The following is a 25,433-nucleotide window of genomic DNA, read 5'->3' as shown; positions in this document are numbered from 1 at the left end:
TTTCCCCGGGGTTGGTGTGGATGTCCCCCGCCATCCCTAGCGTGAGCCTGCTTCTCGAAGCATCCCCCTTTCCATGAGACCACTGGACGGACGATGACAACCACCCGAACTCGGGTAGCGCACCCGAGACACTTCCTGACGATCCTGGCCCTGGCACTCAGCCTCTGCCTCCCAAGCCTTCCACGCGCGCTTGCCGCGACTCCCGAGCTGACCGGTAGCGATTCGGTCTTCCTGACCAGGACCAGCGGAGCTCTGGCTCCCGGACTCAACCTGACCAGCTTCCAGCGACTCCAGCCCGGCGGCTGGGTCACTGGCCACGTCATGGTCGCCGACCTCAGCGAACCCACCCTGTCCCTTGACGTGGTGGATGCCGGTAGCGTCTCCGGCACCGGAACCACCGTGTCGGAGTTGGCCCGCACCTCGGGTGCGGTCGCAGCCATCAACGGCGACTTCTTTGACATGAACCGTTCCGGGGCGCCGGTGTCGACCAATGTTTCGTCCTCACAGGGGGTACGCACGGCGTCCACCCCGGGCCGGGATGCCCTGACCATCGCCCGTGGTCTGGCAGCGATCCAACGCCTCAGCTCCGGCTCCACGGTGACCGTGAAGGGCACCAAGCAGCCGATCGAGGCAGTCAACTCCCCCACCGTGCCGGCCAATGGCCTGAGCCTGTTCACTCCGGCCTGGGGATCCCATGACCTGGGCCGGCTGGTGCCGAGTGGGGCTGCCTTCACCCTGGTCCTGGTGAAGGACGGCAAGGTCACGCAGGTCTCGGCACGACGCGCTGACCTCACCGCTGCCGCCCCGCTCCCCACCGGCACCTCCGCGCTGCTCGCGCTGGGCGCCGCTCGCGCTCGTCTGTCGGGTGTGGCAGTGGGCACCAGCGCAGACATCGAGGTGCGCACCAGCGCAGAGGTGGACCTGGCGGTGAGCGGCGCGCAGCGCCTGGTCACCAACGGTGTCGCCACCGCTGAGGAGAACATCACCGCCGCTCGCACCGCTGTGGGCGTCAGCAAGGACGGGTCCAAGCTCTACGTCGCCTCCATTGACGGCCGTCTGGGAGATGCGCACGGCATGACGCTCACCGAGCTCACCGCCCTGATGCTGGAGCTCGGGGCCTGGAATGCGGTCAACCTCGACGGTGGCGGCTCGACCACTCTGGTCGGACGCCTCCCGGGCTCCGCCGGAGTGGAGGTCATCAACCGGCCCTCGGATGGCAATGAACGCCTGGTGGCCAACGCCTTGGTCTTCAAGACCTCCGCCCCTGCGACCCTGAACTCGGTGCAGGTCAAGCCGTCCATCCGCGATGGCCGCACGCTGGTGCCCGGACTGACGCGCACCCTGGAGGCCACCGGACTGTCCACGGCGCTGGGTCCAGTGCGTACCGCTGGAGAGTTCTCCACCCACGACAGCCGTGTGCGCGTCCAGAAGTTCGACGGGCAGCATGCCATCGCTACCGGTGTGCAGACCGGACGCGCCACCGTCACGTACTCCGCCGGCGGGTACAGCGCATCCACCGAACTTGACGTGCTCGGCCCGCTGGAGCGACTGCAGCCGAGCAAACCGCTCATCTCACTGCCCAATGCAGAGCACCAGGGAACGGTCGAGTTGTCCGGTGTGGATGCCGACGGGCGACGCGCACCTGTGGAGACGCGCGACGTCACGGTCGACGTCTCCGGTCCGGTCCGCGTTGAGGCGTCCGACCTGGACACCTTCACGGTCACACCGACCGCAGGCTCCGGCTCTGCCGTGGTGACGTTCACGGTCGCAGGCCGGAAGACCACCGTCCCGGTGACGATCGGTACCACACCGGTCGAGCTCGGCAACTTCGGCGACCTTGACCTGTGGAAGACGGGGGTCTCCCGAGCAACCGGCACGATCAGCAGTGCAGCCGGCCCTGAGGGTGAACCCGCGCTTCGCGCCCAGTATGACTTCACCACCTCCACGGCCACCCGCGGCTTCTACGTCATGCCCAAGACGCCCATCCCGGTGCCTGGCCAGCCCCAGAAGCTGACCCTGTGGGTCAACGGTGACGGCAAGGGCTCCTGGCTGCGACTGGAGGTCACCAAGGGCGATGGTGTGGTGACCAACCTCAACGGTCCCGAGATCACCTTCACCGGGTGGCGGCAGGTCGAGATTCCTGTGCCCATCGGCACCTCCTACCCCCTCACGCTGAAAGCCATCAGGTTCATGGAAACAAGATCGACGGCCTCCTACCGCGGCGACCTGGCCATCGCCCGGCTTGCTGCCCAGGTGCCGGCTTCGGTGGACCTTCCGCCCAGCCAGACGCTGCCCGATCCGGTGATCGTCGCCAATGGCAGCGTCGATGGACGCCCACAGCGGATCGCCGTGATGAGCGATGCCCAGTTCATCGCCGCTGCTCCCCACAGCGACCTGGTGGCGGCGGCCCGTCGAACCCTTCGTGAGATTGTGGCAGCCAAGCCGGACTTCCTGTTCGTAGTGGGTGACCTGGTGGATCTCGGCTCCCCGGCGGACATGGCGCTGGCCAAGAAGGTGCTTGACGAGGAGCTGGCCGGAAAGGTCGGGTACCAGTACATCCCCGGCAACCACGAGATCTACGGCACGGACAGCACCGCCAACTTCAGTGATGTCTTCGGCGCCACGCACACCAGCCGAGACCTCGCAGGCACGCGGTTCATCACGTTGGATTCCTCCAGCGGCACTCTGCACCCCAAGGGATCGACCGCTCAGCTGGCCTTCCTGGAGAAGCAGCTTGCCGATGCCCGGACCAACCCCGCCATCACCGGCGTGGTGGTGATGCACCACCACCCGATCAATGACCCTCTGGACTCCAAGAACTCCCAGCTGTCCGACCGTTACGAGGCAGCAGCCCTGTTGCGGACCCTGGCGGATTTCCGTCGCGACTCCGGCAAGTCTGTGGCCGAGGTGAGCGCACACGTGGGGGTCTTCCACGCCTCCACCGCTGAGGGCGTCTCCTTCATCATCAACGGCAACTCCGGCAAGGGTCCGGCGTCCTCTCCCGACAAGGGAGGCTTCACCGGCTGGACGATGCTCGGGATCGATCCCGCCAAGGGGCTGCTCCCCTCCATCCCGACACCGGCTGATCGACTGGCCTGGCTGCGCGCAGAAACCCACGCCCGGGTTGATGAGCTGTCCCTTGATGTCCCGAGCACCTTGTCGGTGGGAGAGAGCACTCCAGTAGCCGCCCAGCTGACCCAGGACGACGGACGAGTCGTTCCCGTCGTCTGGCCGGTGAGCGCGCAGTGGGGCGGGCAGGGCGTGCGGATTGATGCCGCTCAGGATCGGCCGGCGATTGGCACCGCGCTCTCCCCCCTGGTCTTCGACCCGGCCACTCGCCAGCTGAAGGCCGTCGGGGCAGGAACGGCCACCCTGACACTCACCGTCAACGGTGTGCGTCGATCGGCAACCGTGACTGTGACCGGCGCGACTGCCCAGACCGGCAAGGCCTGCTACAAGAAGGGAACTGTGGTCCGAGTCACCGGGACCGGCTTCGTGCCGGGCGCCACGGTGACGGCCCGTCTTTCACCCGAGGACGCGGTCCTCGGAACGGGGGTGGCCGGTCCTGACGGCACCATCACGATCAACGGTTCCACCCTGCCGCGGTGGAAGAAGGGTCCGCGTGAGGTGGAGCTGTGGGTGGGTTCCCACCATGCCGCCACGACCTCGATGATGCTGCAGTCGGGCAACTGCTGACATCCCAGCGGTGGCGGGGCCGTCATGGCTCCGCCACCCTCGCGCGGACGGCCCTGATGGCGATCAGCCTGGCCCTCCTCTGACCAAGCCAGCAGCTGGTTCAGCTGGGAGTCGGATCCTCGGAGAGGGACGGCTCGGGCTCGGTCGAAGCGCTCGCCGATCCACCCGGCCGTGGCTCACTGGGCGTATCACTGGGCGTATCACTGGGGGGAGCGCTTGCCGAGCTGGAGGGACTCGTCCCCGTGGAGCCGGACGTGGAGGTCGGCGCGGACGGGCTTGGTGGCGAGGCGGAGGCCGACGGCTTCGGCACAGAGGGCGTTCCGGTCTCAGAGGTCGTGCTGGGCGGGGCGGTCGACAGCTCCGACGATTCCGGTGACGTGGAGTCATCCCGGGTGGGTGCGCTGGTCGGCTGTTGAGAACTCTGGGGGGTGCTCGGCGAGGTCGACGGTCGAGTGCTCGGCGACGTCGAGGCCGATGCAGAGGCCGATCCTGAAGGGGACGGCGAGCCGCCCCGAAGTCCACCTCCCGGGACGTGGGAGGAAAACCTGGACAGGTCCACGACCACTGCGCGTCCGTTCAGCCACGGCTCGGGATCGGTGAACTGGCCGTCGACGATGACCTCGAAATGCAGGTGGCAGCCGGTGGAGTAGCCGGTGTTGCCGGTCAGGCCGAGGCCATCGCCGGTCTCAACCTTCTGGCCGGCGTGCACACCGAGCTTCTCCAGATGGTTGTAGCTGGTCTGGACGTGGTGGCCCTTGATCATGCCGTGGTCGACGACCACGCGAATGCCGTAGCCACCGCCCCACCCGGCGAAGGTCACCGTGCCGGGGGCGGATGCCCCGACGGGGGTTCCGCAGGGCGAGCCGAAGTCGGTGCCGGTGTGGAGCTTGTAGACCCTGAGCACCGGGTGGAAGCGCATGCCAAAACGGGAGGTGATAGCTCCCTGCGAGGGGATGGCCAACAGCTCGCTGACCGTGTGCTTGACCTTGTCGACCTTGACCTTTTCGATCTTCTTCGGCTTGTTGAGGACCTCTGTGTCCTCGTGCAGCGTTTCGTCCGGCGGTGCCACCATGCCAAGGGCTTGGGCGGGCAGGCGGTGGTTGAGGCTGACGCGTTCGGCCGCACCACCGGTGGCGGGGGGCGGTGTGGAGGTGCCGGTCGCGCCGGGTGCGCTCTCGGTGGGGGACGCGGAGGTACTCGGCGAGTGCGGCGCAATGGGCTCGGGCGCGGGAACCGCCCGGGTCGCGACAGGGTGGCTGGCCGCCATTGTCGCAGTGACCGCAGCGGATCCCAGGGTCAGGGCGGACAGTGTCGACGCTGCCGCCACCACAGCAGCTCTGGCTCGCCTCATCGTGCAGTCCCCCCGGTCTGTCAACCCCCCACAGTGTGCCTGATGAGAGGGGCAGATTCCCAGTTCCAGAGGAAACTTCTCAAAATGGCCACGACCCTCAGATCAGGATGTGCGGCTCGCCCTTCTCATCGAAGGTCACCTGGGCCTCCCCGACCTGGAAGAAGAGGCGGATGCTGGCGAACTCGGGGCCCCATTCGTACCGCAGCCCCCGGGCCTGGGCGTAGCCCTGGACGGCGCGGCGGGCGTCCTGCATGAGACCTGACGTGCGGCCGTTCTCGATCAGCCCCAGGAAGCCCTCACGTGAGGGCGTGGGCGGGTAGAAGCCGGCCGGGTCCAGCAGGAGAACGGCTGTGCGTCCGTTGAGGGGCATGAGATGCGCCACGGGCATGCCGGTGATACGGCAGCCGGTGGCGCCCAGGGCGAGGGCAAAGTTCTCCGGGCCCGGGGCGGTGCCCCTGCTGGGGACCGGCTGTTCGGGCTGGGTGAACGTGGCGATGTGCTGGGAGTCGCCGAACGCGCGCATCCGCGCGGACATCGTCGAGACGGGCAGGCCGGAGTATTCGGGGATGGCCCAGGCCCAGATGGCCTCGTCCTGGGAGACAGTGGCGGCGAGGTGGGCCGGGACGACGACCTCGTTGCGCTTGACGAGCCTGGGCAGGAAGGTCACCTGACGCATGCCGAGATCGAGTTTGACCTGCCCGCTACCACCGCCGGTCTGCTCGTGGATCCAGGCGTGGAAGGCAGCCCAGTTCTCCAGGAAGAGCAGCAGGGCATCGTCCAGGACGTTCTCGAAGGTCAGGCTCACAGCCCCACCCTAACCCGGTCGGCGACCAGGGCGGCCAGGATGATGTCGGCCGGTAACCAGTCCAGGCTGGGCACGTCCTGCCAGGGCACCCACGCCAGCCGGTCATGCGCGATCCCGTGGGACGCAGTGACCTCCCCGCGGCACCAGTACGCCCGCATGTCCAGGGCGTCATTGATTGGCCAGACCCCATTCTGGGGGCCGGGAAGCTCCTCGCCGACGATGACGCGGACACCGAGTTCCTCGAGCAACTCCCGCGCTAGTGCGGCTTCAGGCGACTCCCCCGGTTCGGCCTTGCCGCCGGGGAACTCCCATTTGCCGGCCAGCGCCGGCGGGTAGCGGCGACGAGCCGCCAGTACCTTGCCCCCGCGGACGAGGACACCGGCGACGACGAGGGTTCGGGCAGCCATGGCTCCAACCTAGGGTGTCAACCCAACGACTGACAGGCGGCGATGGCCATCGCGCACCCTCTTTCCTAGCGTGGAGGCATCACGTTCGACAGAAAGGGCGACGCATGACTCGCATCCTCTACCGCCTCGCCGCCAGCTGGACCGGCGTCGGCCTGGTCGCAGGCCTCTACTACCGCACCCTGACCAACTCCCGCGACTTCAGCGGGCAGACCCAGCTGTCGGTGAGTCACACCCACTCGCTGGCCCTGGGCATGCTGATGATGCTGGTCCTGTTCGCCATCTCGATGGTGCTCCACCTGGACCGCAAGCTGTTCAGTTACGGCATCTGGACCTACACCGCCTCGCTGGTCGTCACCGTCGGCACCATGATCGCTCGCGGCACCATGCAGGTGCTCGGCACCGGTAACCCCGAGAGTGCCGCACTGGCCGGTGTCTCCGGTCTGGGCCACATGGGCATCACGGCGGCCCTGGCGATGATCTTCCTCGCCATCGGTCAGGCGCTGAAGGAACACCACGCGGCAGAGGTCACCCCAGCAGTGCGTTGAGCCGCTGCAGGTCGTGCTCGCTGAGCTCCAGATCCATGGCCTTCGCCGAGTCGATGATCGAGGCCGGGCGGGATGCGCCCGGGATCGGGATGACGTGATCGCCCTGGGCGAGTTCCCAGGCCAGAACGACCTGCTGGGGGCTGACCCCTCGCTCGGACGCCACCTCAGCAACTGACGGGTACTTCTCGCCAACCTTCTTGGCGTCCCCACCGGTACCGCCCAGCGGTGAGAAGGGCAGGAAGGCAACCCCGCGCTCCCCACACCACGTCAGCTCCGGCAGCGAGGTGTGGTGGAAGCGGGGCGAGAACTCGTTCTGCACGGCGGCGAGTTCACCCTCACCGAGCACTTCGACCGTGAGGTCGAGCTCTTCCACATTGGCGTTGGACACCCCGATCTCCTTGATCTTGCCCTCCTGCTTCAGCTCCTTGAAGACCTGGATGCAGTCGGCGTAGAGCAGGTGACGGTCGGGGCGATGCCAGTAGTAGAGGTCGATGGCATCGACCTTCAGGTTGCGCAGCGACTTCTCGACCGCAGAACGGAGATACTCCGGCGATCCGTCACGTCCCCACTTCTCGCCCTCACTGCGCGTGATACCGCCCTTGGTGGCGACGACGATGCTGTCGCGGTCCCCGCCCCAGGTCTCCAGCGCGCGGGCGACGATGCGCTCGTTGTGACCCATCGTGTCCCAACTGGGGGCGTAGATGTCGGCGGTGTCGATCAAGGTGATGCCGGCGTCCAGGGCGGCGTGGATTGTGGTGACTGCGTCGTCCTCCAGCGGACGCGGCTCCCGCGCCATTGAGACGGGCATCGCTCCCAGACCGATCGGGGAGACGGAGAACTGGCCAATCCTGCGCTGCTGAATGCTCATGGATCCGAGACTACGCGTCGGGAGTACGGCACAGGGACTCGCGGGTGCCGCCGGTCGCCCGCCCACTCACCCCATGGTCCCCGACAAGCCAGACCCGGGTCTGATGTGCGAAGTGGACGCGAGGAGCACAATGGGGGCATGAATCTGCTGCAGCGCCGCCCGTCCCTGCGTTGGATCGCTCCCCTGCTCACCCTGGGCCTGGTGGTCACGGCTCCGGGTGTGGTGCAGCGTGTCGCCTCCGCCGATCCCGGCCTGGAGCCCCGTACCGCAGAACAACTGCTGGCCGACCTGGCCGGAGCGGAGCCGCGGGCGCTGTCCGGCACCGTCACCCAGACCATGAATCTCGGCCTGCCCAGCCTCCCTGACCTGGGACAGGGCACTGGAGGCGATCCCCTGTCGATGCTGACCGGCACCCATACCTGGCGAGTGTGGACAGACGCCAAGCAGTCCTTCCGCATCGCCAAGGTGCAGGGCCACCAGGAGATGACGCTGGTGCACAACCCCACCGACTCCTGGCTTTGGGACAGCGCCACGCGCGAAGCCGTTCACGTCTCCCACAGGGGCGCCAAGGGTTCGCGGAGGGAAGTGCCCGTACCTGAAGCCCCAACCCCCGAGACCATCGCGAAGCGCGTGCTGGCCGCTGTGGAGCCCAGCACGGTCGTGACCACCGAGGCCTCCACCACGGTCGCCGGGCGCCCCGCCCACCAGCTGGTGCTCAGCCCCACATCCGCGAACACGAAGATCGGGCAAATCAAGCTGGCGATTGATCACACCACCAAGCTGCCCCTGCGGGTCCTGATCACTGCACGTGGCGCCTCGGCTCCTGCGGTCACTGTCGGCTACACCTCGCTGACCCTGGGCACCCCGGATCCGAAGCTGTTCCGCTTCACCCCTGGCAAGCGCGTGACGGTCACCGAGGCCGACAACCTCCCGATGCCGGGCATGCCCACCCCTGCACAGCGGTACCACAAGGACGTCACGATCGTTGGCCAGGATTGGGAACGCGTCCTGGTGGTCACGACCGGCTCACCCGTACCCACCGACGATGCTGCGGTCACCGAGCTGCTCGGCCAGTTCCCCGTCGTCAGCGGCGACTGGGGTCGGGGACATCTGGTGAATACCGCGCTGGTGTCGATCCTCATCACCGACGACGGACGCATGGCTGTGGGCGCTGTGCAGCCCTCTCTGCTCTACGCCGCCCTGACGTGACGGACCCACTGGCTGTCCGCAGTACCGGTCTGACGAAGAGGTTCGGTTCCAGGACTGCTGTTGACGGCATCGATCTGGTCGTTCCCGCTGGCGCCGTCTACGGCTTCCTGGGCCCCAACGGCTCGGGCAAGACCACGACGATCCGAATGTTGCTCGGTCTGGTCAAGCCGACCGCAGGGGCTGCCCAGGTGCTCGGTCACGAGGTGCCCGGGGAGCTGCAGCTCGCACTCCCCCGCGTCGGCGCGCTGATCGAGGGTCCGGCGATGCACGGTCATCTCAGCGGACGCGCCAACCTGGCGCGCCTCGACGCCGCCGACCGCACCGCTGATCCCCGTACCCGTGGCCGGCGGATGGGCGAGGCACTCGAACGGGTCGGGCTGACCGCGGCCGCGTCCAAGAAGTTCAAGAACTATTCGCTGGGGATGAAGCAGAGGCTCGGCATTGCCGCCGCCCTGATGCAGCCCCACGACCTGCTGGTGCTCGACGAGCCCACCAATGGCCTCGATCCACAGGGCACGCGCGAGGTCCGCCACCTGGTCTCCTCGCTCGCCCAGGACGGGACGACAGTGCTGGTGAGCAGCCACCTGCTGAGCGAGGTTGAGCAGATGTGCAGCCATGTCGGCGTGATGAGCCGTGGTCGCTTGATCGCGCAGGACACATTGTCAGGGCTCAAGCAGCAGGCCACCGCACGGCTGCGCGTCGAGACGCCCGACCCCGAGCTGGCTCTCGGCGTCCTCACGTCGCTGGGCCTCGGTGACGCCACCAGTGAGGGCCCGATCGTCACCGGCCCGATGCCGGCCGATCCCGCTCCCGAGCGGCTGGTCGCCGCCCTCGTGGAGGCAGGCGTCAGAGTGCGCGGCTTCGCCGTGGAGGGGCAGGGGCTCGAGGACCTGTTCGTCCAGCTCACCGGGGAGGGCTTCGATGTGGCGTGACCTGGGGCTGTTGAGGTCCGAGCTCGGCCTGATGCTCAGCCGATGGCGCAATCGCCTGGGTCTCGGCGTCCTGGCGCTGGTTCCCCTGATGGTGACGATCGGGATGTACCAGTCGTCGCGAGCCGGAGGTGGACCTGATATCGTCGGCGGCCTCACCAACGGCCTCGTCGTGCCGCTGACGGCCCTGTTCGCCGAGGCGGTGCTCTTCCTCCCGCTGGCCGTTGCGATGCTCTCGGGCGATGCGATCGCGGGCGAGGCCAACCAGGGGACGCTGCGCTACCTGCTGACCGTCCCCGTCGCCAGGACGCGGCTGCTGGTCGTGAAGTACCTGTCCCTGATGATCGGCGCCGTGATGGGCGTGGGCATCGTTCTTCTGGTGGGGGGCATCCTCGGCGTGGCCGTGTTCGGTGCCGGTGAGACCGCCACCCTGTCCGGGTCCAGGATCGGCTTCTGGGACAGCCTCGGTCGACTGCTATTGGCAGGTGCCTACGTGAGCGTGATCCTCTGGGCGATCGCCGCCATCGGACTGTTCTTCTCCACGCTGGTGGACCAGCCCGTGGCCGTGAGTATCGGGGTGATGGTGGTCGTGGCGCTGATGGGCATCGCCCAGGCAGTACCCGAACTGGAGTGGTTGCGTCCCTGGTTGCTGACCACCCGTGTCCAGAGCTTCGTCGACCTGATGCGCGACCCGATCTACTGGACGCAGATGCGCAACGGCGTCCTGGTCGCCCTCGGCTGGATGGCCGTGTTCCTCGCAGCAGCCTGGGCGCGCTTCACCAGCAGGGACATCACCAGCTGAGCTCGCCAGCCGGCGACCATGGCCCACCGGCGATGCCGCCACCACACGAAGCCCGGCCCTCTGGGAGGAACCGGGCTTTGTCTGGCTACTGGCGTCCTCAGTAATTGATCATGTGCCCGCCGATGCCCTCGGCAGCCTCCTTGAGCGCCTCCGAGAGGGTGGGGTGGGCGTGGATGGCGCGGCCGACCTCTTCAGCGGTCAGGTCGTACTGCTGGGCGAGAACCAGCTCGGGCAGCAGCTCGGTGACGTCCGGTCCAATCATGGCGGCACCCAGGATCTCCCCGTACCTGGCGTCGGCGATGATCTTGACGAAACCGATGCCCTCGCCCAAGCCCCAGGCCTTGCCGTTGGCAGCGAAGGGGAACTTGGCGGTCTTGACCTCGTAGCCCTTGTCCTTGGCCTGCTGCTCGGAGTAGCCGAAGGAGGCGACCTGCGGCTGGCAGTAGGTGGCGCGCGGGATCATGTCGTAGTTGATCGGGTGGGTCTCCTCGCCGGCGATGGTCTCCGAGGCGACGACGCCCTGGGCCTCGGCGGTGTGGGCCAACATCAGCTTGCCGGTGACGTCGCCGATGGCGTAGATGCCCTCGACGTTGGTGCGCATGAAGTCGTCGATGGCGATGGCGCCGCGCTCGGTGGTGGCCACGCCGGTCTTGTCCAGGCCGTAGCCCTCCAGACGCGGCGCGAAACCGATGGCCGAGAGCAGCTTGTCGGCCTGGAGCACCTGCTGGTCGCCACCGCTGGCAGGGCTGACGGTCACCTTGACGCCATTGACGGTGTCCTCGACGGACTCGACCTTGGTGCTGGTCATGACCTTGATGCCCAGCTTCTTGTAGGCCTTGGCGAGCTCGGCGGAGATTTCCTTGTCCTCTGTGGGGACCATGCGGTCGAGGAACTCGACGATGGTGACGTCCACGCCGTAGGAATTGAGCACGTAGGCGAACTCGGTGCCGATGGCACCGGAGCCGGCGATGATGATCGAACCGGGCAGTTGCTCGGCCAGGATCTGCTCCTCGTAGGTCACGACGTTCTCGGAGACCTGGACGCCAGGCAGCATGCGGGTGGTGGCACCGGTGGCGATGATGCAGTTGTCGAAGGTGACCTCTTCGGTCTTGCCGCTGTCGTCGGTGACAACGATCTTCTTGGCGTCGACGAACTCGCCCCAGCCGTTGAACTCGGTGATCTTGTTCTTCTTCATGAGGTAGTGGACGCCATTGATCATGCGCTGGGCGACCTCACGGCTGCGACTGAACGCCTTGCCGTACGTGGGCGTCATCTCGCCCTCGAGGCCGAACTTGTCAGCTTCCTTGGTGACAATGTGCGCCAGTTCGGCATTGCGCAGCAGGGACTTGGTCGGGATGCAGCCCACGTTGAGGCAGACACCACCCCAGTACTTCTTCTCGATGATGGCGGTCTTCTTGCCAAGCTGGGCAGCACGAATGGCCGCTACGTAGCCGCCAGGACCAGCACCGAGGACAACGACGTCGAAATGAGCACTCATGGGCACCACTCTAGTGCCCGGCGCGGGCCGCCACCGACGGCTTCGGCACGCCGATTGGTGAGGACGCGAGACACTCCCCCCTCTGCCGATGCTGAAATATCTCACGTGTGAGTTATGGTGGAACCATGACTGATACCTCGGCGCCCAGCATCGGCCGAATGATTCGGGACGCGCGCAAGCAGCGCGGTTTGACCCAGCAGGAACTGGCCGATCTTCTCTCGACCTCCCAGAGCGCCATCGGACGCATCGAGGCCGGCGGCCAGAATCTGACCCTCGACATGGTCAACAAGATCGCCACCGCCCTGGACAGCCCCCTGATCTCCCCTGCGACTTCCAGCCGCGCCATGAACCTGCGTATCCAGGGTGAGACGAGGCTGAGCGGCTCGATTGAGGTGAGGTCGTCAAAGAACGCGGCTGTCGCGCTGCTGTGTGCGTCCCTGATCAACAGGGGCACGACCCGGTTGGTCGGGATTGCGCGCATCGAGGAGGTCAACCGGATCCTCGAGGTGCTGGAGAGCATCGGTGTGGAGGCGGAGTGGAGCGAGGACCGTCACGTCCTGACCCTGCGTCGCCCTGAGGAACTGCAGCTGGACGCCATGGACCTGGACGCCGCACGCCGTACCCGCTCGGTGATCATGTTCCTGGGTCCACTGCTGCACTACCACGCGAACTTCCAGCTCCCCTACGCGGGTGGCTGCGACCTGGGCTCGCGCACCGTCGAGCCGCACGTGCAGGTGCTCAAGCCCTTCGGCCTGGATGTCAAGGCCACCGAGGGCTTCTACAACGCCCATGTGGAGAAGGACCCCTCCCCCACCCGTCGCATCGTGCTCACCGAGCGCGGCGACACGGTGACCGAGAATGCGCTGCTGGCTGCCGCCATGGCGCCCGGCACGACGGTGTTGCGCAATGCCTCCCCCAACTACATGGTCCAGGACCTGTGCATCTTCCTGACCAAGCTCGGCGTGAAGATCGATGGCATCGGCAGCACCACGCTGACCGTGACCGGCGTGGACGAGATCAACGTTGACGTGGAGTACCACCCCTCCGAAGACCCGATCGAGGCGATGAGCCTGCTGACTGCCGCGATCGTGACCGACTCGGAGGTGACCATCACCCGTTGCCCGATCGAGTTCCTCGAGATCGAGCTGGCGATCCTGCAGTCGATGGGCCTGGACTTCACCCTGAGTGAGGAGTATCGCTCCGGCAACGGGGAGACCCGGTTGGTCGACGTCACTGTGCGGCCCTCGCATTTGGTGGCACCGGTGGACAAGATCCACCCGATGCCCTTCCCCGGCCTGAACATCGACAACCTGCCCTTCTTCGCAGTGATCGCCGCAGTGGCCGAGGGTGAGACGCTGATCCACGACTGGGTCTACGAGAACCGCGCCATCCACTTGCTGGACCTCAACAAGCTGGGCGCGAACGTGAAGCTGCTGGACCCTCACCGTCTCGAGGTGAAGGGCCCGACCCGTTGGCGTGGACGCGAGATGGTCTGCCCGCCAGCTCTTCGCCCCTCCGTCTGCCTGCTGCTGGCTGCGTTGGCCGCGAAGGGTGAGTCGGTGCTGCGCGACGTCTACATGATCAACCGTGGCTACGAGGACCTGCCTCGTCGCCTGAACGCCCTGGGCGCGAACATTGAGGTCTTCTACGAGTGACCTCTGTCGAGACGTGAGACTGCCGGCCACCTGAATGGTGGCCGGCAGTTTTGTGTGTGGTGTCAGTTGCCATTGTTAGGCAGCGACCCTACGCCGATGGAGAGTCATGTGGTGGGAATAGCCTCGAATTTATTGGTAGGAGCAACCAATTCATCCTGCGCCTGTACCAGCAGCAGCTCCGCGCTGCCGGCGTCATGGGTGGCCTTGAGGATGCCGTACACGGTGTCCGCAGTCATCTCCAGCGAGCGCTTGAGTCCGTCGCCAGCCAGCAGGTGGGCCAGGAAGGTTGCCGTGGTGAGATCACCCGACCCGGTGAAGGCACGGTCGATCATGGGGGTCTCCACCTGCCAGGCCTCGTTGCCATCCACCGCGACCATGCGCATGACCTGCTCCTGGTCGCTCTCGACCACCACGGAGGTGACCAGGACGGTCTTCGGGCCGCGGGCGCGAAGGGTGTGGGCAGCGGCCAGGACGTCGTCCATGGTCTTGACGGTGGCGCCGGCCAGGAACTCGAGCTCGAACAGGTTGGGGCTGAGGATGTCGGCCACCGGAACCACATGGTCCCGGAAGAACTCAGGAATGCCCGGGCGCGCGTAGAAGCCGCGTCCCACGTCGCCCATCACGGGGTCGCAGCAGTAGACGGCTTTGGGGTTGCGGTTCTTGACGAGCTCCACGGCCTCGAGGATGACCTGGCCGACCTCGGGGGCGCCCTGGTAGCCGGTGAGCACGGCGTCGCACTGGGTGAGGACCTCACGATCATCGATGCCGAGGATGACCTCGCGCACGTCGCTGGCAGGAATCAGCGGCCCTCGCCAGGCGCCGTAGCCGGTGTGGTTGGAGAAGGTGACCGTGTGGACCGGCCACACCTCCACACCCAGGCGTTGAAGGGGAAAGACTGCCGAGGAGTTGCCAGCGTGCCCGTAGGCTACGGCTGACTGGATCGAGAGAATGGTCGTCACGAACTTTGATTCTTGCACAGCCGGTCCAACGCCGTCCCCGAGGGAGAACCGTGAAAGCCAGCAGGTGGCCCTACTTCGATGCCCGCTTCATTGCCCTGGCCCACCGTGGCGGCGCCCTGCTGCCACTGAACGTTGGCCACGAGAACACCATGGTCGCCTTCCACAATGCGGTGAGCCTGGGCTACCGCTACCTGGAGACCGACGTCCACGTCACCAGCGACGGGCACCTGGTGGCCTTTCACGACAGCACCCTCGACCGGGTCACCGATCGCACCGGTCGCATCGCCGAGCTCACCCTCGACCAGGTTCGCGAGGCCAGCATCGGCACCGAGCAGGTTCCCACTCTCCAGGAGCTGCTGGAGGCCTTTCCCCAGGTCAACATCAACATCGACATCAAGGCCTCCGGGGCTGAGAAGCCGCTGGCGTCCCTGCTGCGACACCACGCCGCGGAGAAGCGGGTGTGCGTCGGTTCCTTCAGTCAGACGCGTCTCCACCGCTTCCGCCTTGCCAGCGGGGGACGCGTGGCCACCTCCTGTGGCCCGGTCGGCGTCTCGGCGGGCGTCCTGGCTGCCCGGCTGGGCCATGGCCCGGCACCGATCGGCGCCGCCTTCCAGGTGCCCATTCGCCACGAGCTCGCTGGACGCACGGTCCAGGTGGTCACGCCGGAGTTCATCCGGCGGGCGCATGCCTGGGGCAAGCAGGTCCATGTCTGGACCATTGATGACCCCCAGCAGATGGATGAGTTGATCGACTGGGGTGTCGACGGTCTGGTGAGTGACCGCCCCGACCTGCTCAAGGAGGTCCTCCAGCGTCGCGGTATGTGGGACTGATCGCAATTCCGCTCCGGGCTTGGTCCACCTCGCTAGATTGAGGGCACTGGCGAGGAGGAGGAATCATGGCTGATCGCGGACTTCGCGGAATGGGCCTCGGCTCGAAGAGCTTCGAAGACGAAGAGGGCATCGAGTTTGCTGAGCGTCGACAGATCGGTTTCGACTGCGAACAGGGCCATCACTTCGACCTGACTTTTTCCACCGAGGCTGAGCTGCCTCTGGAGTGGGAGTGCCCGCGCTGCGGTCGGGTGGCCAAGCGCAGCGACGGTTCGGTCCCGGAGGAGAAGAACGAGAAGCCGCCGCGAACCCACTGGGACATGCTCATCGAGCGTCGCAGCATCCCCGACCTGGAAGACCTGCTGGCCGAGCGGCTCGAACTGCACCGCAACGACCCCTTCGGCTGACCTCAGTCGATCACGCGACCCTCGAGCGCCGGCCCGGGGGTCGTGTCGTCGTCCCGGACGACCTCGCCCTCGATGATCGTGGCGTCACGACGGATTCGGCTCGACCGGCTGCCGATGGCCCTGGTGACAAGTGCGCGGGGAATGGACCGCGTGAACGGCAGCAGGAAAACCAGCCCGACGATGTCGGTCAGGAAGCCGGGCAGCAGCAGGAGGAGTCCGCCCACGAGCACCAGGGCCCCGTCGGTCACCTGACGGGTTGGCACCTCGCCGCGCGCCGCTGCCTCGGTGATGGCGCGCCAGCTGCGCAGCCCCTCATGCTGGGCCAGCCAGAAACCTGCGACCACCATCAGGACGAGCAGGCCGATCGTCGGCAGCACCCCGATCCAGTGGCCGACCCTGATGAGCAGCCACACCTCGAGGATCGGCAGTACGATGACCAGGCCCACCAGCAGGGGCACAATCCAGCGCTTCATGGTGCTTCATTGATAACACGGCGTGCCAAATGCCCCCGGCCCAGGCCGATCGCCACGGCGCCGGCGCCGAGCAGGGCCGCCAGACGGTCAACCCACGGGCCGACTGACACCGCCGGGGTGACACCCTCGCGCAACGGCACCGTGTAGGTCGCCGAGGCCGACGTCGACTCCTGCGTGCTGTGCACGACGCGTCCCTTCGGGTCGAAGAGCCCGGAGAACGAACTCGTCGTGGACACCACCACCTCCCGACGCAGTTCCATCGCCCGCACACGCGTGATCTGGAACTGCTGCCGGGGCTGTCCGGTGCCGGTGTAGGTGGCATTGTTCGACTGCACCACGGTGAGCTGGGCGTCATGGCGGGCGGTGTCGTAGACGGTGCTGTCCCATGCCAGCTCGAAGCAGATGATGTCGCCAAGGTTCAGGACTCCGCCGGGCAGCGGCACGGTCAGCACCCCCGGCGTGGTGCCGGGCACGGACTGGGCTCCGACCTGCTCCAGGATCGGCAACATCGGCAGCAGGGTCGACCGGAGGGGGATGTACTCCCCGAATGGGACCAGATTGCGCTTGTCGTAGCGGGCCAACAGGCCCTTCTCATGGTCCCACCACAGGCCGCTGGTCTGCCGCTCGTCCTTGCCCGGGCCGTCCATCACTGCGCCCACGAAGAGGGGGACGCCGGTCAGCGCGGCTGCCTGCCGCACGATCACCTCGGTCTCCGGGTCAGTGGTCGGGTCGATGTCGGTGGAGTTCTCCGGCCACAGCACGAAGTCGGGCTTGGGCACCTGGCCGGTCCGCGCCTTCGCCATCAGCGTGATCGTCTCGGACAGGTGGTTGTTGGTCACGGACCGCGCGTAACCCATGGCCTCGGAACCTGCGGTGCCATCCACATTCCCCTGCACCATGCCCACGTTGATCGCCCGTCCCGTCTCGGGCAATGCGGGGCGCAGGTGCGCCAGAGTCCCACTGCCGACCAGCAGGGCCACCAGCCCCAACGGCACGAGCGCCAGCACTCTTCGGGGACGCCCGGAGTCCGCGCCCGGGACGATCTGTTCGGCCGCCCGGGCCAGCAGCGTCCCCACCAGCGCGACGAGCAGGCTGACACCGGCCACGCCAAGCCATGGCAGCCAGCCTGACAGGGGCATGTCCGGGGTGGTGAACCCCAGCCGCATCCACCCGAAACCCCCCAGCGGTACCCGGCTGGAGGCAAACTCCACGAAGGACCAGACCAGCGCCGTCCACAGCGGCCAGCCCGGCAATCGCCTCACCGCGAGGGTCCCGATGCCGAGCACCATCCCCCAGCAGGCCATGAAGGCGCAGAGGACGACCGCCACATACCAGCCAAGCACGTCGATCCAGCCGACCAGCAGCCCCCACAGACCGAGTCCGAACAGCCAGCCCCACCAGATCGCCCGCCGCACTGGCCGGGCCGTGGGGCCACCGCCTCGTCGCACCAGCAGCGTGAACACGCCCACGCCCACCGGGGCCAGCGGCCACAGGTTGAAGGGGGCAAATGCCATCGCGACCATCAGCCCGGCGAGCACGGCGACGACCGGTCCGACGAGTCGGCCGGGCGCTGGTGCGTGGGAGGTCGTCGACACGTGCCCCATGATGACATCATTCCTCTCATGAGCCCCCATCCCACCCCCTCCCGGATGGTTTTCGACACCGCCACGATGTACTTCCGGTCCTACTTCGGGCTGCCCAGCTCCCTCAAGGCACCCGACGGGACGCAGGTGAATGCGGTCCGCGGCCTGTTGGACTCGCTGGCCCGGCTCATCGACCAGTACCGACCTACCGAGGTCGCCTGCGCCTGGGACAACGACTGGCGCCCCACCTGGCGGGTGGAGCTGATTCCCAGCTACAAGACCCACCGACTGGCCCCCGCCCCAGCCGTCGACGTCATCGGTGCTGGTGGCAGGGGCGCCGCCTCCGGCCAGACCGAGGAATCCCCGGACGCCCTCGCCCACCAGGTGCCGATCATCGTCGACGTGCTCGACGCCTTCGGCTTCCCGGTCATCGGCGTTGACGACCACGAGGCGGATGACGTCCTCGGTTCACTCGCGGCCACCTCAACCCTGCCCTGCCTGGTGGTGACCGGCGATCGTGACCTCTTCCAACTCGCCCACGACGGCACCCGGGTCGTCTACATCGGCAAGGGCGTGGCCAAGCATGAACTCGTCGACGACCAGTGGCTGTTGGACAAGTACGGCATCACCGCCAGCCAGTATGTCGACTTCTCCGTCCTGCGCGGGGACGCCTCCGACGGCCTGCCCGGGGTGAAGGGCATCGGTGAGCGGTCTGCCGCCCAGCTGGTCACCACCTATGGCGGTCTGGACGGTCTGGTCGCCGCCGCCTCGGATCCCGGTTCCACGATGAGCAAGGGGCTGCGGACCAAGCTCGCCGAGCACGTGGACTACGTGGCTGCTGCTCGAGAAGTGGTGCAGGTCGTCACCGACCTCCCGCTCCCCGCGACCAACCTCGCGGTCGCAGACATTCTCACCGACGATGCCCGCCTGGACCAGCTGGCGACCCGCTGGGGCATCGAGTCCCCGGTCGAGAGGCTGCGTCAGGCGCTGGCCGTGTCCGGGCAGCGCAACCGGTAGATCGCGGCACTCGCGAGCAGGTTGGGACGCCAGGAGGTCGCGCGACTCGTGCGTCCTGTCTCGTCGATCGGGATGCGCTGCTCGATCTCGAAGCCCTGGTCGAGCAGGAAGGCCTCGAGGTCGACCAGCGTCGCGTGGTGCACGTTGGGTGAGTTGAACCACTCATAGGGCAGGTCGCGCGACTGCGGCATGTGGCCCGAGAGCAGCCGCAGCCGGTGCTTCCACAACCCGAAGTTCGGTATCGAGATGATGGCGCGTCTCCCGATCCGGGAGATCTGGCGCAGCACCTCCACCGGTTCTCGCACCTGCTGCAGGGTGCGCGAGAGCACCACCACGTCATAGGAGTTGTCGGCGAACTCCCCCAGCTCGGTGTCGAGGTCCAGCTCAATGACCGGGACGCCGCGTCCGATGGCTGCCAACACCGCGTCATTCTCGATGTCGACCCCAGTCCCCCCACAACGTCGCGAGGCGGCGAGGTGGGCCAGCAGCGACCCATCTCCGCAACCCAGGTCAAGGACGCGCGAGTCATGCGGCACGAGATCGGCCAGCAGGGCCAGTTCGGGGCGAATCATCGTTCGGCTCCCAGGAAGGCGCGGATGGTGTCGTGGTACTCGGGGATGTCCAGCAGGAAGGAATCATGCCCCCATACCGAGGAGATCTCCCGGAAGGTCACCGGCAGCCTGGCCTGCTCCAGTTGGCGCACGATGCGGCGGGAATGGGCCGTGGAGAAGCGCCAGTCCGAGTCGAAACTCACCACCAGGTAGCGCACGGGACACGCCTGCACGGCGGCCAGCGACTCGTGCCGCGAGAAGGGGTCGAAGTAGTCCATCACCCGGGTCAGGTAGAGGTAGCTGAGCGCATCGAACCGGGTCAAGAACTTGTTGCCCTGGTATTGCAGATAGCTCTCGACGGCGAAGTCGACCCCGAACCCGCCGACGCTGTGTTCCTGCTGGAAGGTGCGTCCGAACTTCTCCTCGAACGCGTCCTCCGACAGGTAGGTGATGTGCGCCATCATCCGGGCCGTCGCCAGACCGGAATCGGGGGGGCTGGCCGGGTCGCGCAGGATCGCCTGGCGTCCGACAGCGGAGAAGCCGATGTTCTGGGCGGTCAGCCGGCTGGAGGCAGCGATGACCACGGCACGGTCGAGGGTCTCCGGGTGTCGCAGCGACCACTCCAGGACCTGCATGCCGCCCAGCGAACCGCCCACGATCGCCGCCCAGTGCTCCACGCCCAGTTCGTGGCCCAGCGCGAGGTGGACGGTGACGAAGTCGGACATGTCGAGCAGCGGGAAGTCCAGTCCCCAGGGCTCGCCGGTTGCCGGGTTGGTGGAGGTCGGGCCGGTGGTTCCCTGGCAGCCGCCCAGGATGTTGCTGCACACCACGAACCATCGGTCGGTGTCGATGGCCAGACCGGGCCCGATGAGATTGGACCACCAGCCTCCCTCGCCCGCAGCGTGCGCATCTCCGGTCAGGGCGTGGCAGATGTAGATCGCATTGGACGCCTCCGCGTTGAGGGTCCCATAGGTTTCGTACGCCACCACGACCTCGTCGAGGCGGCTGCCCCCCGCCATCTGCAGCGGGTTCTCCGGCGTGAAGAGCGTGGCGAACCTGGTCTGGGTGGAAGGGGGCATGTGTGCCAGTCTCTCGCATGGGAAGGTGTGCCGCGAATCCTGTCCGCATGACACCATGTAACCGTGAAGCTTGACGAATCCGCCGTGTTGTGGCGAGAGTCCCCGAACCCTGAGGCACCACTGGTGGTGCTGCTGCACGGCATCGGATCCCATGAGGGGGACCTGTTCGGCCTGGTCCCCGAGCTTCCCGAGAATGTCGCCGTGGCCTCGCTGCGGGCACCCCTGCCCTGGCCGAACGGTGGGCATGCCTGGTTCGAGCTGGGGACCACACCTGTTGGTGGCTTCACCTATGACGCCGATCAGGTGCAGGCGGCCGGCCAGGCCGTCATTGATTGGCTCAACTACCATGCGGCCCAGTACCGCAGGGTGGCGCTGGTCGGTTTCTCCCAGGGTGCAGCGACCGCGCTGCAGGTGGCGACGCTTGCGCCTGACCGGATCACCTGCCTGGCGATGCTGTCCGGCCTGCTCCCCTTCGAGGACCCGGCCACCGCTCACGGGCCGCGACAGCTTCCGGCCCTGATCGCCATCGGTGACTTCGACGAGGTCATCGGGGATCGCGCGATGGCCTTGGAAACCTGGGCTGAGGAAAACCTCGACGCCGCCATCTCGCACTACCCCATCGGCCACTGGGTCTCGGCGGAGGAGCTGGCCGACCTGCGCCGCTTCCTCGACCTGCACCTGAACGAGCAGCCGGTCTGAGGTCGCTCAGCGGGGGTCGCTGCTGCGGTGCACCCGTCGGGCGATGAGCAGCGAGCCGGCCAGACCGATGAGCATCCCCGGAAGATAGTCCGCCATCGCCTTCCAGGTGTAGGGGATGTTCAGGTCCACGTTCAGCCAGACCACCAGGACCACCGACCAGACTGCCCAGATGACAGCCGCCGGGCCGAGCGCCCACGGCAGGGAGCGTCGTGCACGGTGGCGAAGTGCTGCCGCCAGGAACCCACTGACCGGCGACACCACCAGCGCGATGGCCAGCCCGACAAGGACCCCGACGACGAGCAGACCGCCGGCATCACCCCATCCCTCGATGGTGGTGAAGGGCATGAAGACGGTCACGATGGCAGCCAGAACCACGGTCAGCAGCGACCAGAGCGCCACTTTGCCGAAGATGGCAACGGCCCCGTCGGAGGGGTTCATCTCCGCGGCGGAAGGGATGGGCATGGGGCCATTATCCCGTGATGGCGAACTTTGCCTGGATCAGGTCGACGTCGCGCGAGCTGTGCCCCACCAGGAGCTCGAACTCACCGGGCTCGACCACGCGCTCTTCGGCCGCATTCACGATCGAGAAGGCGGACGCGGGAAGCTCCAGCGCCACCTCGCGCGACTCTCCCGGCGCCAGGTCGACCTGGAGGAAATGCTTGAGTTCCTTGTCCGCCCAGGTGGCCGAGGTGACCAGGTCGCGCACGTACACCTGCACGGTCTCCCGGCCGGGACGCGCACCGGTATTGGTCACGCTGACCTTGGCGCGCAGGGTGTCGGCCGCCTCCAGGGCCGGGTTCTCGATGGTCAGGTCACTGAACTCGAACATGGTGTAGCCCCGGCCCTCGCCAAAGGCGTGCAGCGGGTCGAAGGTGAGGTCGGCGTAGCGTTCGCCATGCTGGCCTCGGATGGCGTTGTAGTGCACCGGCTGCTGGCCGACGTGCCGCGGGATGGTGATCGGCAGGCGACCGGAGGGCTCAATCTGTCCGTAGATGATCTCGGCGATCGCCTGGCCGCCGTGCATGCCCGGGTTGAAGGCCCACAGCAGGGCTGCGGCGCGACTCGCTGAGGGGGGAAGGACCAGCGGCTTGCCGCTGATCATCAGCAGCACCACTGGCGTTCCGGTCAGGGTGACCGCGTCCAGCAGCTCGCGCTGGCCGCCCATCAGTTCCAGGGTGGCAGTCGACCTGCCCTCGCCGGTGAGGTGGACATTGTCGCCCAGCACCACCACCGCCACATCGGAGGACGCTGCCAGTTCGACGGCTGTCCGCAGCTCGTCGGGGTCGATCTCCTCAGGCTCGAAGATGCCCGGTTGCGGCTGGCCGTCCTCCCCGACCCACGACTCCCCATTCGCCCCGATGCCCGCGCCACGCGCGTATTCGACGGTGACGCCCTCAGGCGCGAACTTTTTCATCCCGCTCAGGACGGTCTCGGTGAGCTCTCGGGGCTCGTAGGCGTTCATCCATTCGACCTGCCCGGACGCGGCAGCCCAGTCCCCGAGTTGGGCCTGCACGTCGTCGGCATTCGGCCCTATGACAGCGATCCTCGCGGGTTGCTGCTGCAGCGGCAGCAACCCGCCATTGCGCAACAGCACGACGCTGCGGCGGGACTGCTCCAAGGAGATCGCCCGGTGGTCGTTGTGGCCGATGACCTCGTCAAGGCGCGCCTGGTCGGGCAGGCGGGCGTCCTCGAACAAGCCCATGTCAACCTTGAGGGTGAGGATGCGGCGAACGGCATCGTCAATCTGCTGCTCAGTGATCAGACCACGCTCGACGGCCTCCTGCGCGCCCTCGAAGAAGCTCGGGGTGGTCATGATGAAGTCGTTGGCGCAGTTGACCGCGATCGCAGCCGCCTCAGCGATGTCGGCGGCGATTTTCTGGGTGCGGACCAACTGGCCCACATTGTCCCAGTCGGTCACTAGAGTGCCGGTGAAGCCCCATTCCTCGCGCAGCACCTCATTGAGCACCCACGAGTTGGCCGTGATCGGAACACCATCCACTGCGGAGTACCCCAGCATGAACGAACGGGCCCCCTCCTTGGCGACCCGCTCGAAGGGCGGGAGGAACCAGGCCCGCAGGGTACGTCGGGAAAGACCCGCCTCCGACGCGTCGCGTCCCCCGATCGTCTCGGAGTAGCCCGCGAAGTGCTTCGCGCAGGCCAGGATGTCGCGGTCCTGGTAGCCGCGGACCATCGCAGCGCCCAGTTCGCCGAGAAGGAACGGGTCCTCGCCGAAGGTTTCGTCGACGCGGCCCCAGCGCAGCTCGCGGGCGATGCAGAGCACAGGCGAGAAGGTCCAGTGGATGCCGCTGGGTGCCACCTCGGTGGCAGTCATGCGGGCCCCGGCCTCGACGAGCTCAGGGTTCCACGTGCACGCCATGCCCAACTGGCTGGGCAGGATGGTGGCGCCGGGCCAGAAGGAGTAGCCGTGGATGCAGTCATCGGCTACCAGCAGTGGGATGCCCAGTCGCGTACCCGCAGCCATCTGCTGGGCGGGTCCGATCTGGTCCGGCGGCGTGTGCAGGATCGACCCGGCATGCCGCTGCAGGATCGGTTCCTCGAGGCCGTCCTCGGCGGTCAGCTGCAGCATCTGGCCGACCTTCTCCGGGAGCGTCATCCGTCCCAGCAGGTCCTCGACCCGCTCAGCGGTGCTCAGGGTGCTGTCCAGGTAGGCGGGGGTCGTCTCAACCATGTCCTCCATTCCACCACGCGGCTGTTGTGTCTGCAGCAGCCGGGGAGGGTCTCCGGCTCCGGAAGACTCGGCCCCTCCTTCGCAGAGTTCCGCCCGAGCCGAGCGCCGAGGGCATCACCTGGCATGTCGAGAAGGACATCACCGCCCAGCAGGCCGTGCTGCGGTCTGCGGGCACCACGGAGATGTTCCTGGGCAACACCGTGAACGAGACCTACACCGGTGTGCTGGACGTCACGGTGCGGCTGGACTTCTACATGGCCGAGCGCTCGGTGAAGGTCCCGGACGTGGCTGACCAGGTCATTCCCCTGACCGATGCGCAACGGGTCCAGGGTGACCTCGTTGGCCGTGTGAGCATCCCCCGCAGCACGGAGAAGCTGATCGCCGATGTCTATGCCACAGGCTCCGGCGGTGGCTGCGAGGAGTTCTGGGACCTCTCGACGCCTGCGGAGACCGGATATTCCTGCGCCGACGGACTGCCGTACCGCGAGGTCAACCTCTACATCGACGGGCAGCTGGCGGGCGTGGCGCTGCCAATGGCCTATGTCTACACCGGCGGCTGGTCGAACCCCTTCCTCTGGTACAACATCCCCTCCCCCGGCGCCTTCGACATTCGCGCCCTCACCTACGACCTCACTCCCCTCATAGGACTGTTGAATGATGGGAAGGACCATGAGCTCCGAGTGACCGTGGTGGGAGGACCTGAGGACGGTTCCAGCTGGACGCTCTCGCCGTCGCTGCGGGCTTGGACCGACCACTTGAACCGTCCGCTGAAGGCTGGGCTCAACTCGGTGACGAGTCCGTCGGCGGCGATCACCTCCGCGGTGGAAGGCCGGCCCGGCACTGCCGGATCGGTGGACATGAAGGCCTCCCGCAGCTTCACCGCCGAGGGATGGGTGGAGACAGCCCGCGGCCGCGTGGTGACCACCGTCACCCGCAGCCTGGCCAACCAGTCCCACCACACCTGGACCCAGGGTGAGGGAGTGGACACCCTCACGGCCACCTGGTCGGACCGTGAGGTGGTCACCAGTCGGGAGAAGAATCGCAAGCCCTCGATCACCGACACCCGGCGGCAGTGGTCGAAGGACGGAGAGCTGTCCTTCCTCCCCAACACCTCCATCGCGGGCGCTCATGACGTGACGACCACCCTGGACATCGCGGAATCAGCGACGATCAGGAGGACTGTCTTCGGGCACAGCCTGGTGCCGGTGACCACCAGCCAGAAGTTCGACGGGACCGCGAGCTGGCTGTACGGCGTCCCTCGTGAGCAGCGCGTGGCAACCGCACGGGCATCGGAGGTCTACAGCACGAAGGGCGACCCCGAGCTCGGCTGCTACCGACATTCGCTCGTGGCCGTGAATGGCTTCTTCACCGAGGACGCGCTCAC

At 67.1% G+C, this 25,433-nt stretch carries 23 protein-coding genes; 11 read left to right on the top strand and 12 right to left on the bottom strand.

All coding sequences use genetic code 11. The features are described from left to right. Positions 1–93: 93 nt before the first annotated feature. Positions 94–3,696: a phosphodiester glycosidase family protein gene (locus M3G03_RS05265; RefSeq protein WP_259808641.1), complete on the top strand. Its 3,603-nt coding sequence runs from the start codon at positions 94–96 to the stop codon at positions 3,694–3,696. A gap of 100 nt (positions 3,697–3,796) precedes the next feature. Here the strand turns inward: M3G03_RS05265 and M3G03_RS05260 are convergent, their stop codons facing one another. The 3 genes from M3G03_RS05260 to M3G03_RS05250 form a co-directional block, all read right to left on the bottom strand. Beyond that, positions 3,797–5,047, bottom strand: coding sequence for a M23 family metallopeptidase (locus M3G03_RS05260; protein ID WP_259808640.1), 1,251 nt, complete (start codon positions 5,045–5,047; stop codon positions 3,797–3,799). 97 nt (positions 5,048–5,144) lie between these two features. Continuing rightward, complete coding sequence (locus M3G03_RS05255) at positions 5,145–5,852, bottom strand: DUF6882 domain-containing protein (RefSeq protein WP_259808639.1); 708 nt, start codon at positions 5,850–5,852, stop codon at positions 5,145–5,147. Further along, positions 5,849–6,259, bottom strand: a complete 411-nt coding sequence (locus tag M3G03_RS05250) for a (deoxy)nucleoside triphosphate pyrophosphohydrolase (RefSeq protein WP_259808638.1) — start codon at positions 6,257–6,259, stop codon at positions 5,849–5,851. The genes M3G03_RS05255 and M3G03_RS05250 overlap by 4 nt, the downstream gene beginning before the upstream one ends. A gap of 104 nt (positions 6,260–6,363) precedes the next feature. Between M3G03_RS05250 and M3G03_RS05245 the strand changes: the two genes are divergently transcribed. After that, positions 6,364–6,804: a DUF2871 domain-containing protein gene (locus tag M3G03_RS05245; protein ID WP_259808637.1), complete on the top strand. Its 441-nt coding sequence runs from the start codon at positions 6,364–6,366 to the stop codon at positions 6,802–6,804. On the opposite strand, the gene M3G03_RS05240 is transcribed toward M3G03_RS05245, so the two are convergent. Further along, a complete protein-coding gene (locus tag M3G03_RS05240) occupies positions 6,785–7,672 on the bottom strand; it encodes an aldo/keto reductase (protein WP_259808636.1) in 888 nt (295 codons plus the stop codon). The genes M3G03_RS05245 and M3G03_RS05240 overlap by 20 nt on opposite strands. 138 nt (positions 7,673–7,810) lie before the next feature. Here M3G03_RS05240 and M3G03_RS05235 point away from each other — a divergent pair, with 138 nt between their 5' ends. Genes M3G03_RS05235 through M3G03_RS05225 form a run of 3 tightly spaced genes read left to right on the top strand, consistent with a single transcriptional unit; the run spans position 7,811 to position 10,612 of the window. After that, the gene (locus tag M3G03_RS05235; RefSeq protein ID WP_259808635.1) at positions 7,811–8,881 is read left to right on the top strand and encodes a hypothetical protein; all 1,071 of its coding nucleotides are present in this window, start codon (positions 7,811–7,813) and stop codon (positions 8,879–8,881) included. Continuing rightward, on the top strand, positions 8,878–9,813 hold the full coding sequence (locus tag M3G03_RS05230; protein WP_259808634.1) for an ABC transporter ATP-binding protein: 936 nt from the start codon (positions 8,878–8,880) through the stop codon (positions 9,811–9,813). Before M3G03_RS05235 ends, M3G03_RS05230 begins: the two co-directional genes overlap by 4 nt. Further along, a complete protein-coding gene (locus M3G03_RS05225; protein WP_259808633.1) occupies positions 9,803–10,612 on the top strand; it encodes an ABC transporter permease in 810 nt (269 codons plus the stop codon). Before M3G03_RS05230 ends, M3G03_RS05225 begins: the two co-directional genes overlap by 11 nt. Positions 10,613–10,709: 97 nt before the next feature. Here M3G03_RS05225 and lpdA read toward each other — a convergent pair whose 3' ends face one another. Beyond that, positions 10,710–12,110 carry a dihydrolipoyl dehydrogenase gene (gene lpdA / locus M3G03_RS05220; RefSeq protein WP_259808632.1) on the bottom strand — a complete coding sequence of 467 codons (1,401 nt, stop codon included), beginning with the start codon at positions 12,108–12,110 and terminating at the stop codon, positions 10,710–10,712. A 125-nt stretch (positions 12,111–12,235) separates the two neighbouring features. Between lpdA and M3G03_RS05215 the strand changes: the two genes are divergently transcribed. After that, on the top strand, positions 12,236–13,765 hold the full coding sequence (locus M3G03_RS05215) for a UDP-N-acetylglucosamine 1-carboxyvinyltransferase (protein WP_259808631.1): 1,530 nt from the start codon (positions 12,236–12,238) through the stop codon (positions 13,763–13,765). Between the two features lie 104 nt (positions 13,766–13,869). Here M3G03_RS05215 and pdxY read toward each other — a convergent pair whose 3' ends face one another. Beyond that, positions 13,870–14,724, bottom strand: coding sequence for a pyridoxal kinase PdxY (gene pdxY, locus M3G03_RS05210; protein WP_259808630.1), 855 nt, complete (start codon positions 14,722–14,724; stop codon positions 13,870–13,872). A 50-nt stretch (positions 14,725–14,774) separates the two neighbouring features. Between pdxY and M3G03_RS05205 the strand changes: the two genes are divergently transcribed. Both M3G03_RS05205 and M3G03_RS05200 read left to right on the top strand, forming a co-directional pair. Beyond that, on the top strand, positions 14,775–15,554 hold the full coding sequence (locus tag M3G03_RS05205; protein ID WP_259808629.1) for a glycerophosphodiester phosphodiesterase: 780 nt from the start codon (positions 14,775–14,777) through the stop codon (positions 15,552–15,554). Positions 15,555–15,619: 65 nt separating this feature from the next. After that, a complete protein-coding gene (locus M3G03_RS05200; protein WP_259808628.1) occupies positions 15,620–15,958 on the top strand; it encodes an RNA polymerase-binding protein RbpA in 339 nt (112 codons plus the stop codon). Positions 15,959–15,960: 2 nt separating this feature from the next. Here the strand turns inward: M3G03_RS05200 and M3G03_RS05195 are convergent, their stop codons facing one another. Both M3G03_RS05195 and lnt read right to left on the bottom strand, forming a co-directional pair. Next, positions 15,961–16,431, bottom strand: a complete 471-nt coding sequence (locus tag M3G03_RS05195) for an FxsA family protein (RefSeq protein WP_259808627.1) — start codon at positions 16,429–16,431, stop codon at positions 15,961–15,963. Beyond that, on the bottom strand, positions 16,428–18,026 hold the full coding sequence (lnt, locus tag M3G03_RS05190) for an apolipoprotein N-acyltransferase (RefSeq protein WP_259808626.1): 1,599 nt from the start codon (positions 18,024–18,026) through the stop codon (positions 16,428–16,430). The genes M3G03_RS05195 and lnt overlap by 4 nt, the downstream gene beginning before the upstream one ends. Positions 18,027–18,053: 27 nt before the next feature. On the opposite strand from lnt, the gene M3G03_RS05185 reads away from it, so the two are divergent. Beyond that, positions 18,054–19,031, top strand: coding sequence for a 5'-3' exonuclease (locus M3G03_RS05185; protein WP_259808625.1), 978 nt, complete (start codon positions 18,054–18,056; stop codon positions 19,029–19,031). On the opposite strand, the gene metW is transcribed toward M3G03_RS05185, so the two are convergent. Together metW and M3G03_RS05175 are read right to left on the bottom strand one after the other, a co-directional pair. Further along, positions 18,995–19,603 (bottom strand): methionine biosynthesis protein MetW, encoded by a 609-nt coding sequence (metW, locus tag M3G03_RS05180; RefSeq protein WP_259808624.1) that lies wholly within the window; start codon positions 19,601–19,603, stop codon positions 18,995–18,997. The two genes, M3G03_RS05185 and metW, sit on opposite strands and share 37 nt — an antisense overlap. After that, the gene (locus tag M3G03_RS05175; RefSeq protein ID WP_259808623.1) at positions 19,600–20,661 is read right to left on the bottom strand and encodes a homoserine O-acetyltransferase; all 1,062 of its coding nucleotides are present in this window, start codon (positions 20,659–20,661) and stop codon (positions 19,600–19,602) included. Before M3G03_RS05175 ends, metW begins: the two co-directional genes overlap by 4 nt. Positions 20,662–20,724: 63 nt before the next feature. On the opposite strand from M3G03_RS05175, the gene M3G03_RS05170 reads away from it, so the two are divergent. Continuing rightward, positions 20,725–21,360, top strand: coding sequence for an alpha/beta hydrolase (locus M3G03_RS05170; protein WP_259808622.1), 636 nt, complete (start codon positions 20,725–20,727; stop codon positions 21,358–21,360). 6 nt (positions 21,361–21,366) lie between these two features. Here the strand turns inward: M3G03_RS05170 and M3G03_RS05165 are convergent, their stop codons facing one another. Beyond that, positions 21,367–21,822, bottom strand: a complete 456-nt coding sequence (locus tag M3G03_RS05165) for a hypothetical protein (RefSeq protein WP_259808621.1) — start codon at positions 21,820–21,822, stop codon at positions 21,367–21,369. Between the two features lie 7 nt (positions 21,823–21,829). After that, on the bottom strand, positions 21,830–24,049 hold the full coding sequence (locus M3G03_RS05160) for a glycoside hydrolase family 3 N-terminal domain-containing protein (RefSeq protein WP_259808620.1): 2,220 nt from the start codon (positions 24,047–24,049) through the stop codon (positions 21,830–21,832). A gap of 26 nt (positions 24,050–24,075) precedes the next feature. Here M3G03_RS05160 and M3G03_RS05155 point away from each other — a divergent pair. Next, a partial coding sequence (locus tag M3G03_RS05155) for a peptide-N4-asparagine amidase (protein WP_259808619.1) occupies positions 24,076–25,433 on the top strand: 1,358 nt, incomplete at its 3' end.

It is taken from the genome of Aestuariimicrobium sp. p3-SID1156, assembly GCF_025144225.1.
GTDB lineage: Bacteria > Actinomycetota > Actinomycetes > Propionibacteriales > Propionibacteriaceae > Aestuariimicrobium.
Note: the sequence above shows the minus strand (reverse complement) of the source record. Positions and strands in the feature narration are given on the sequence as shown.

Coding starts and splice junctions, on each gene's coding strand:
- M3G03_RS05265 (WP_259808641.1), top strand. CDS start 94: ATGACAACCACCCGAACTCGGGTAGCGCACCCGAGACACTTCCTGACG.
- M3G03_RS05260 (WP_259808640.1), bottom strand. CDS start 5,047: ATGAGGCGAGCCAGAGCTGCTGTGGTGGCGGCAGCGTCGACACTGTCC.
- M3G03_RS05250 (WP_259808638.1), bottom strand. CDS start 6,259: ATGGCTGCCCGAACCCTCGTCGTCGCCGGTGTCCTCGTCCGCGGGGGC.
- M3G03_RS05245 (WP_259808637.1), top strand. CDS start 6,364: ATGACTCGCATCCTCTACCGCCTCGCCGCCAGCTGGACCGGCGTCGGC.
- M3G03_RS05240 (WP_259808636.1), bottom strand. CDS start 7,672: ATGAGCATTCAGCAGCGCAGGATTGGCCAGTTCTCCGTCTCCCCGATC.
- M3G03_RS05235 (WP_259808635.1), top strand. CDS start 7,811: ATGAATCTGCTGCAGCGCCGCCCGTCCCTGCGTTGGATCGCTCCCCTG.
- M3G03_RS05225 (WP_259808633.1), top strand. CDS start 9,803: ATGTGGCGTGACCTGGGGCTGTTGAGGTCCGAGCTCGGCCTGATGCTC.
- lpdA (WP_259808632.1), bottom strand. CDS start 12,110: ATGAGTGCTCATTTCGACGTCGTTGTCCTCGGTGCTGGTCCTGGCGGC.
- M3G03_RS05215 (WP_259808631.1), top strand. CDS start 12,236: ATGACTGATACCTCGGCGCCCAGCATCGGCCGAATGATTCGGGACGCG.
- M3G03_RS05200 (WP_259808628.1), top strand. CDS start 15,620: ATGGCTGATCGCGGACTTCGCGGAATGGGCCTCGGCTCGAAGAGCTTC.
- M3G03_RS05195 (WP_259808627.1), bottom strand. CDS start 16,431: ATGAAGCGCTGGATTGTGCCCCTGCTGGTGGGCCTGGTCATCGTACTG.
- M3G03_RS05185 (WP_259808625.1), top strand. CDS start 18,054: ATGAGCCCCCATCCCACCCCCTCCCGGATGGTTTTCGACACCGCCACG.
- metW (WP_259808624.1), bottom strand. CDS start 19,603: ATGATTCGCCCCGAACTGGCCCTGCTGGCCGATCTCGTGCCGCATGAC.
- M3G03_RS05175 (WP_259808623.1), bottom strand. CDS start 20,661: ATGCCCCCTTCCACCCAGACCAGGTTCGCCACGCTCTTCACGCCGGAG.
- M3G03_RS05165 (WP_259808621.1), bottom strand. CDS start 21,822: ATGCCCATCCCTTCCGCCGCGGAGATGAACCCCTCCGACGGGGCCGTT.
- M3G03_RS05160 (WP_259808620.1), bottom strand. CDS start 24,049: ATGGTTGAGACGACCCCCGCCTACCTGGACAGCACCCTGAGCACCGCT.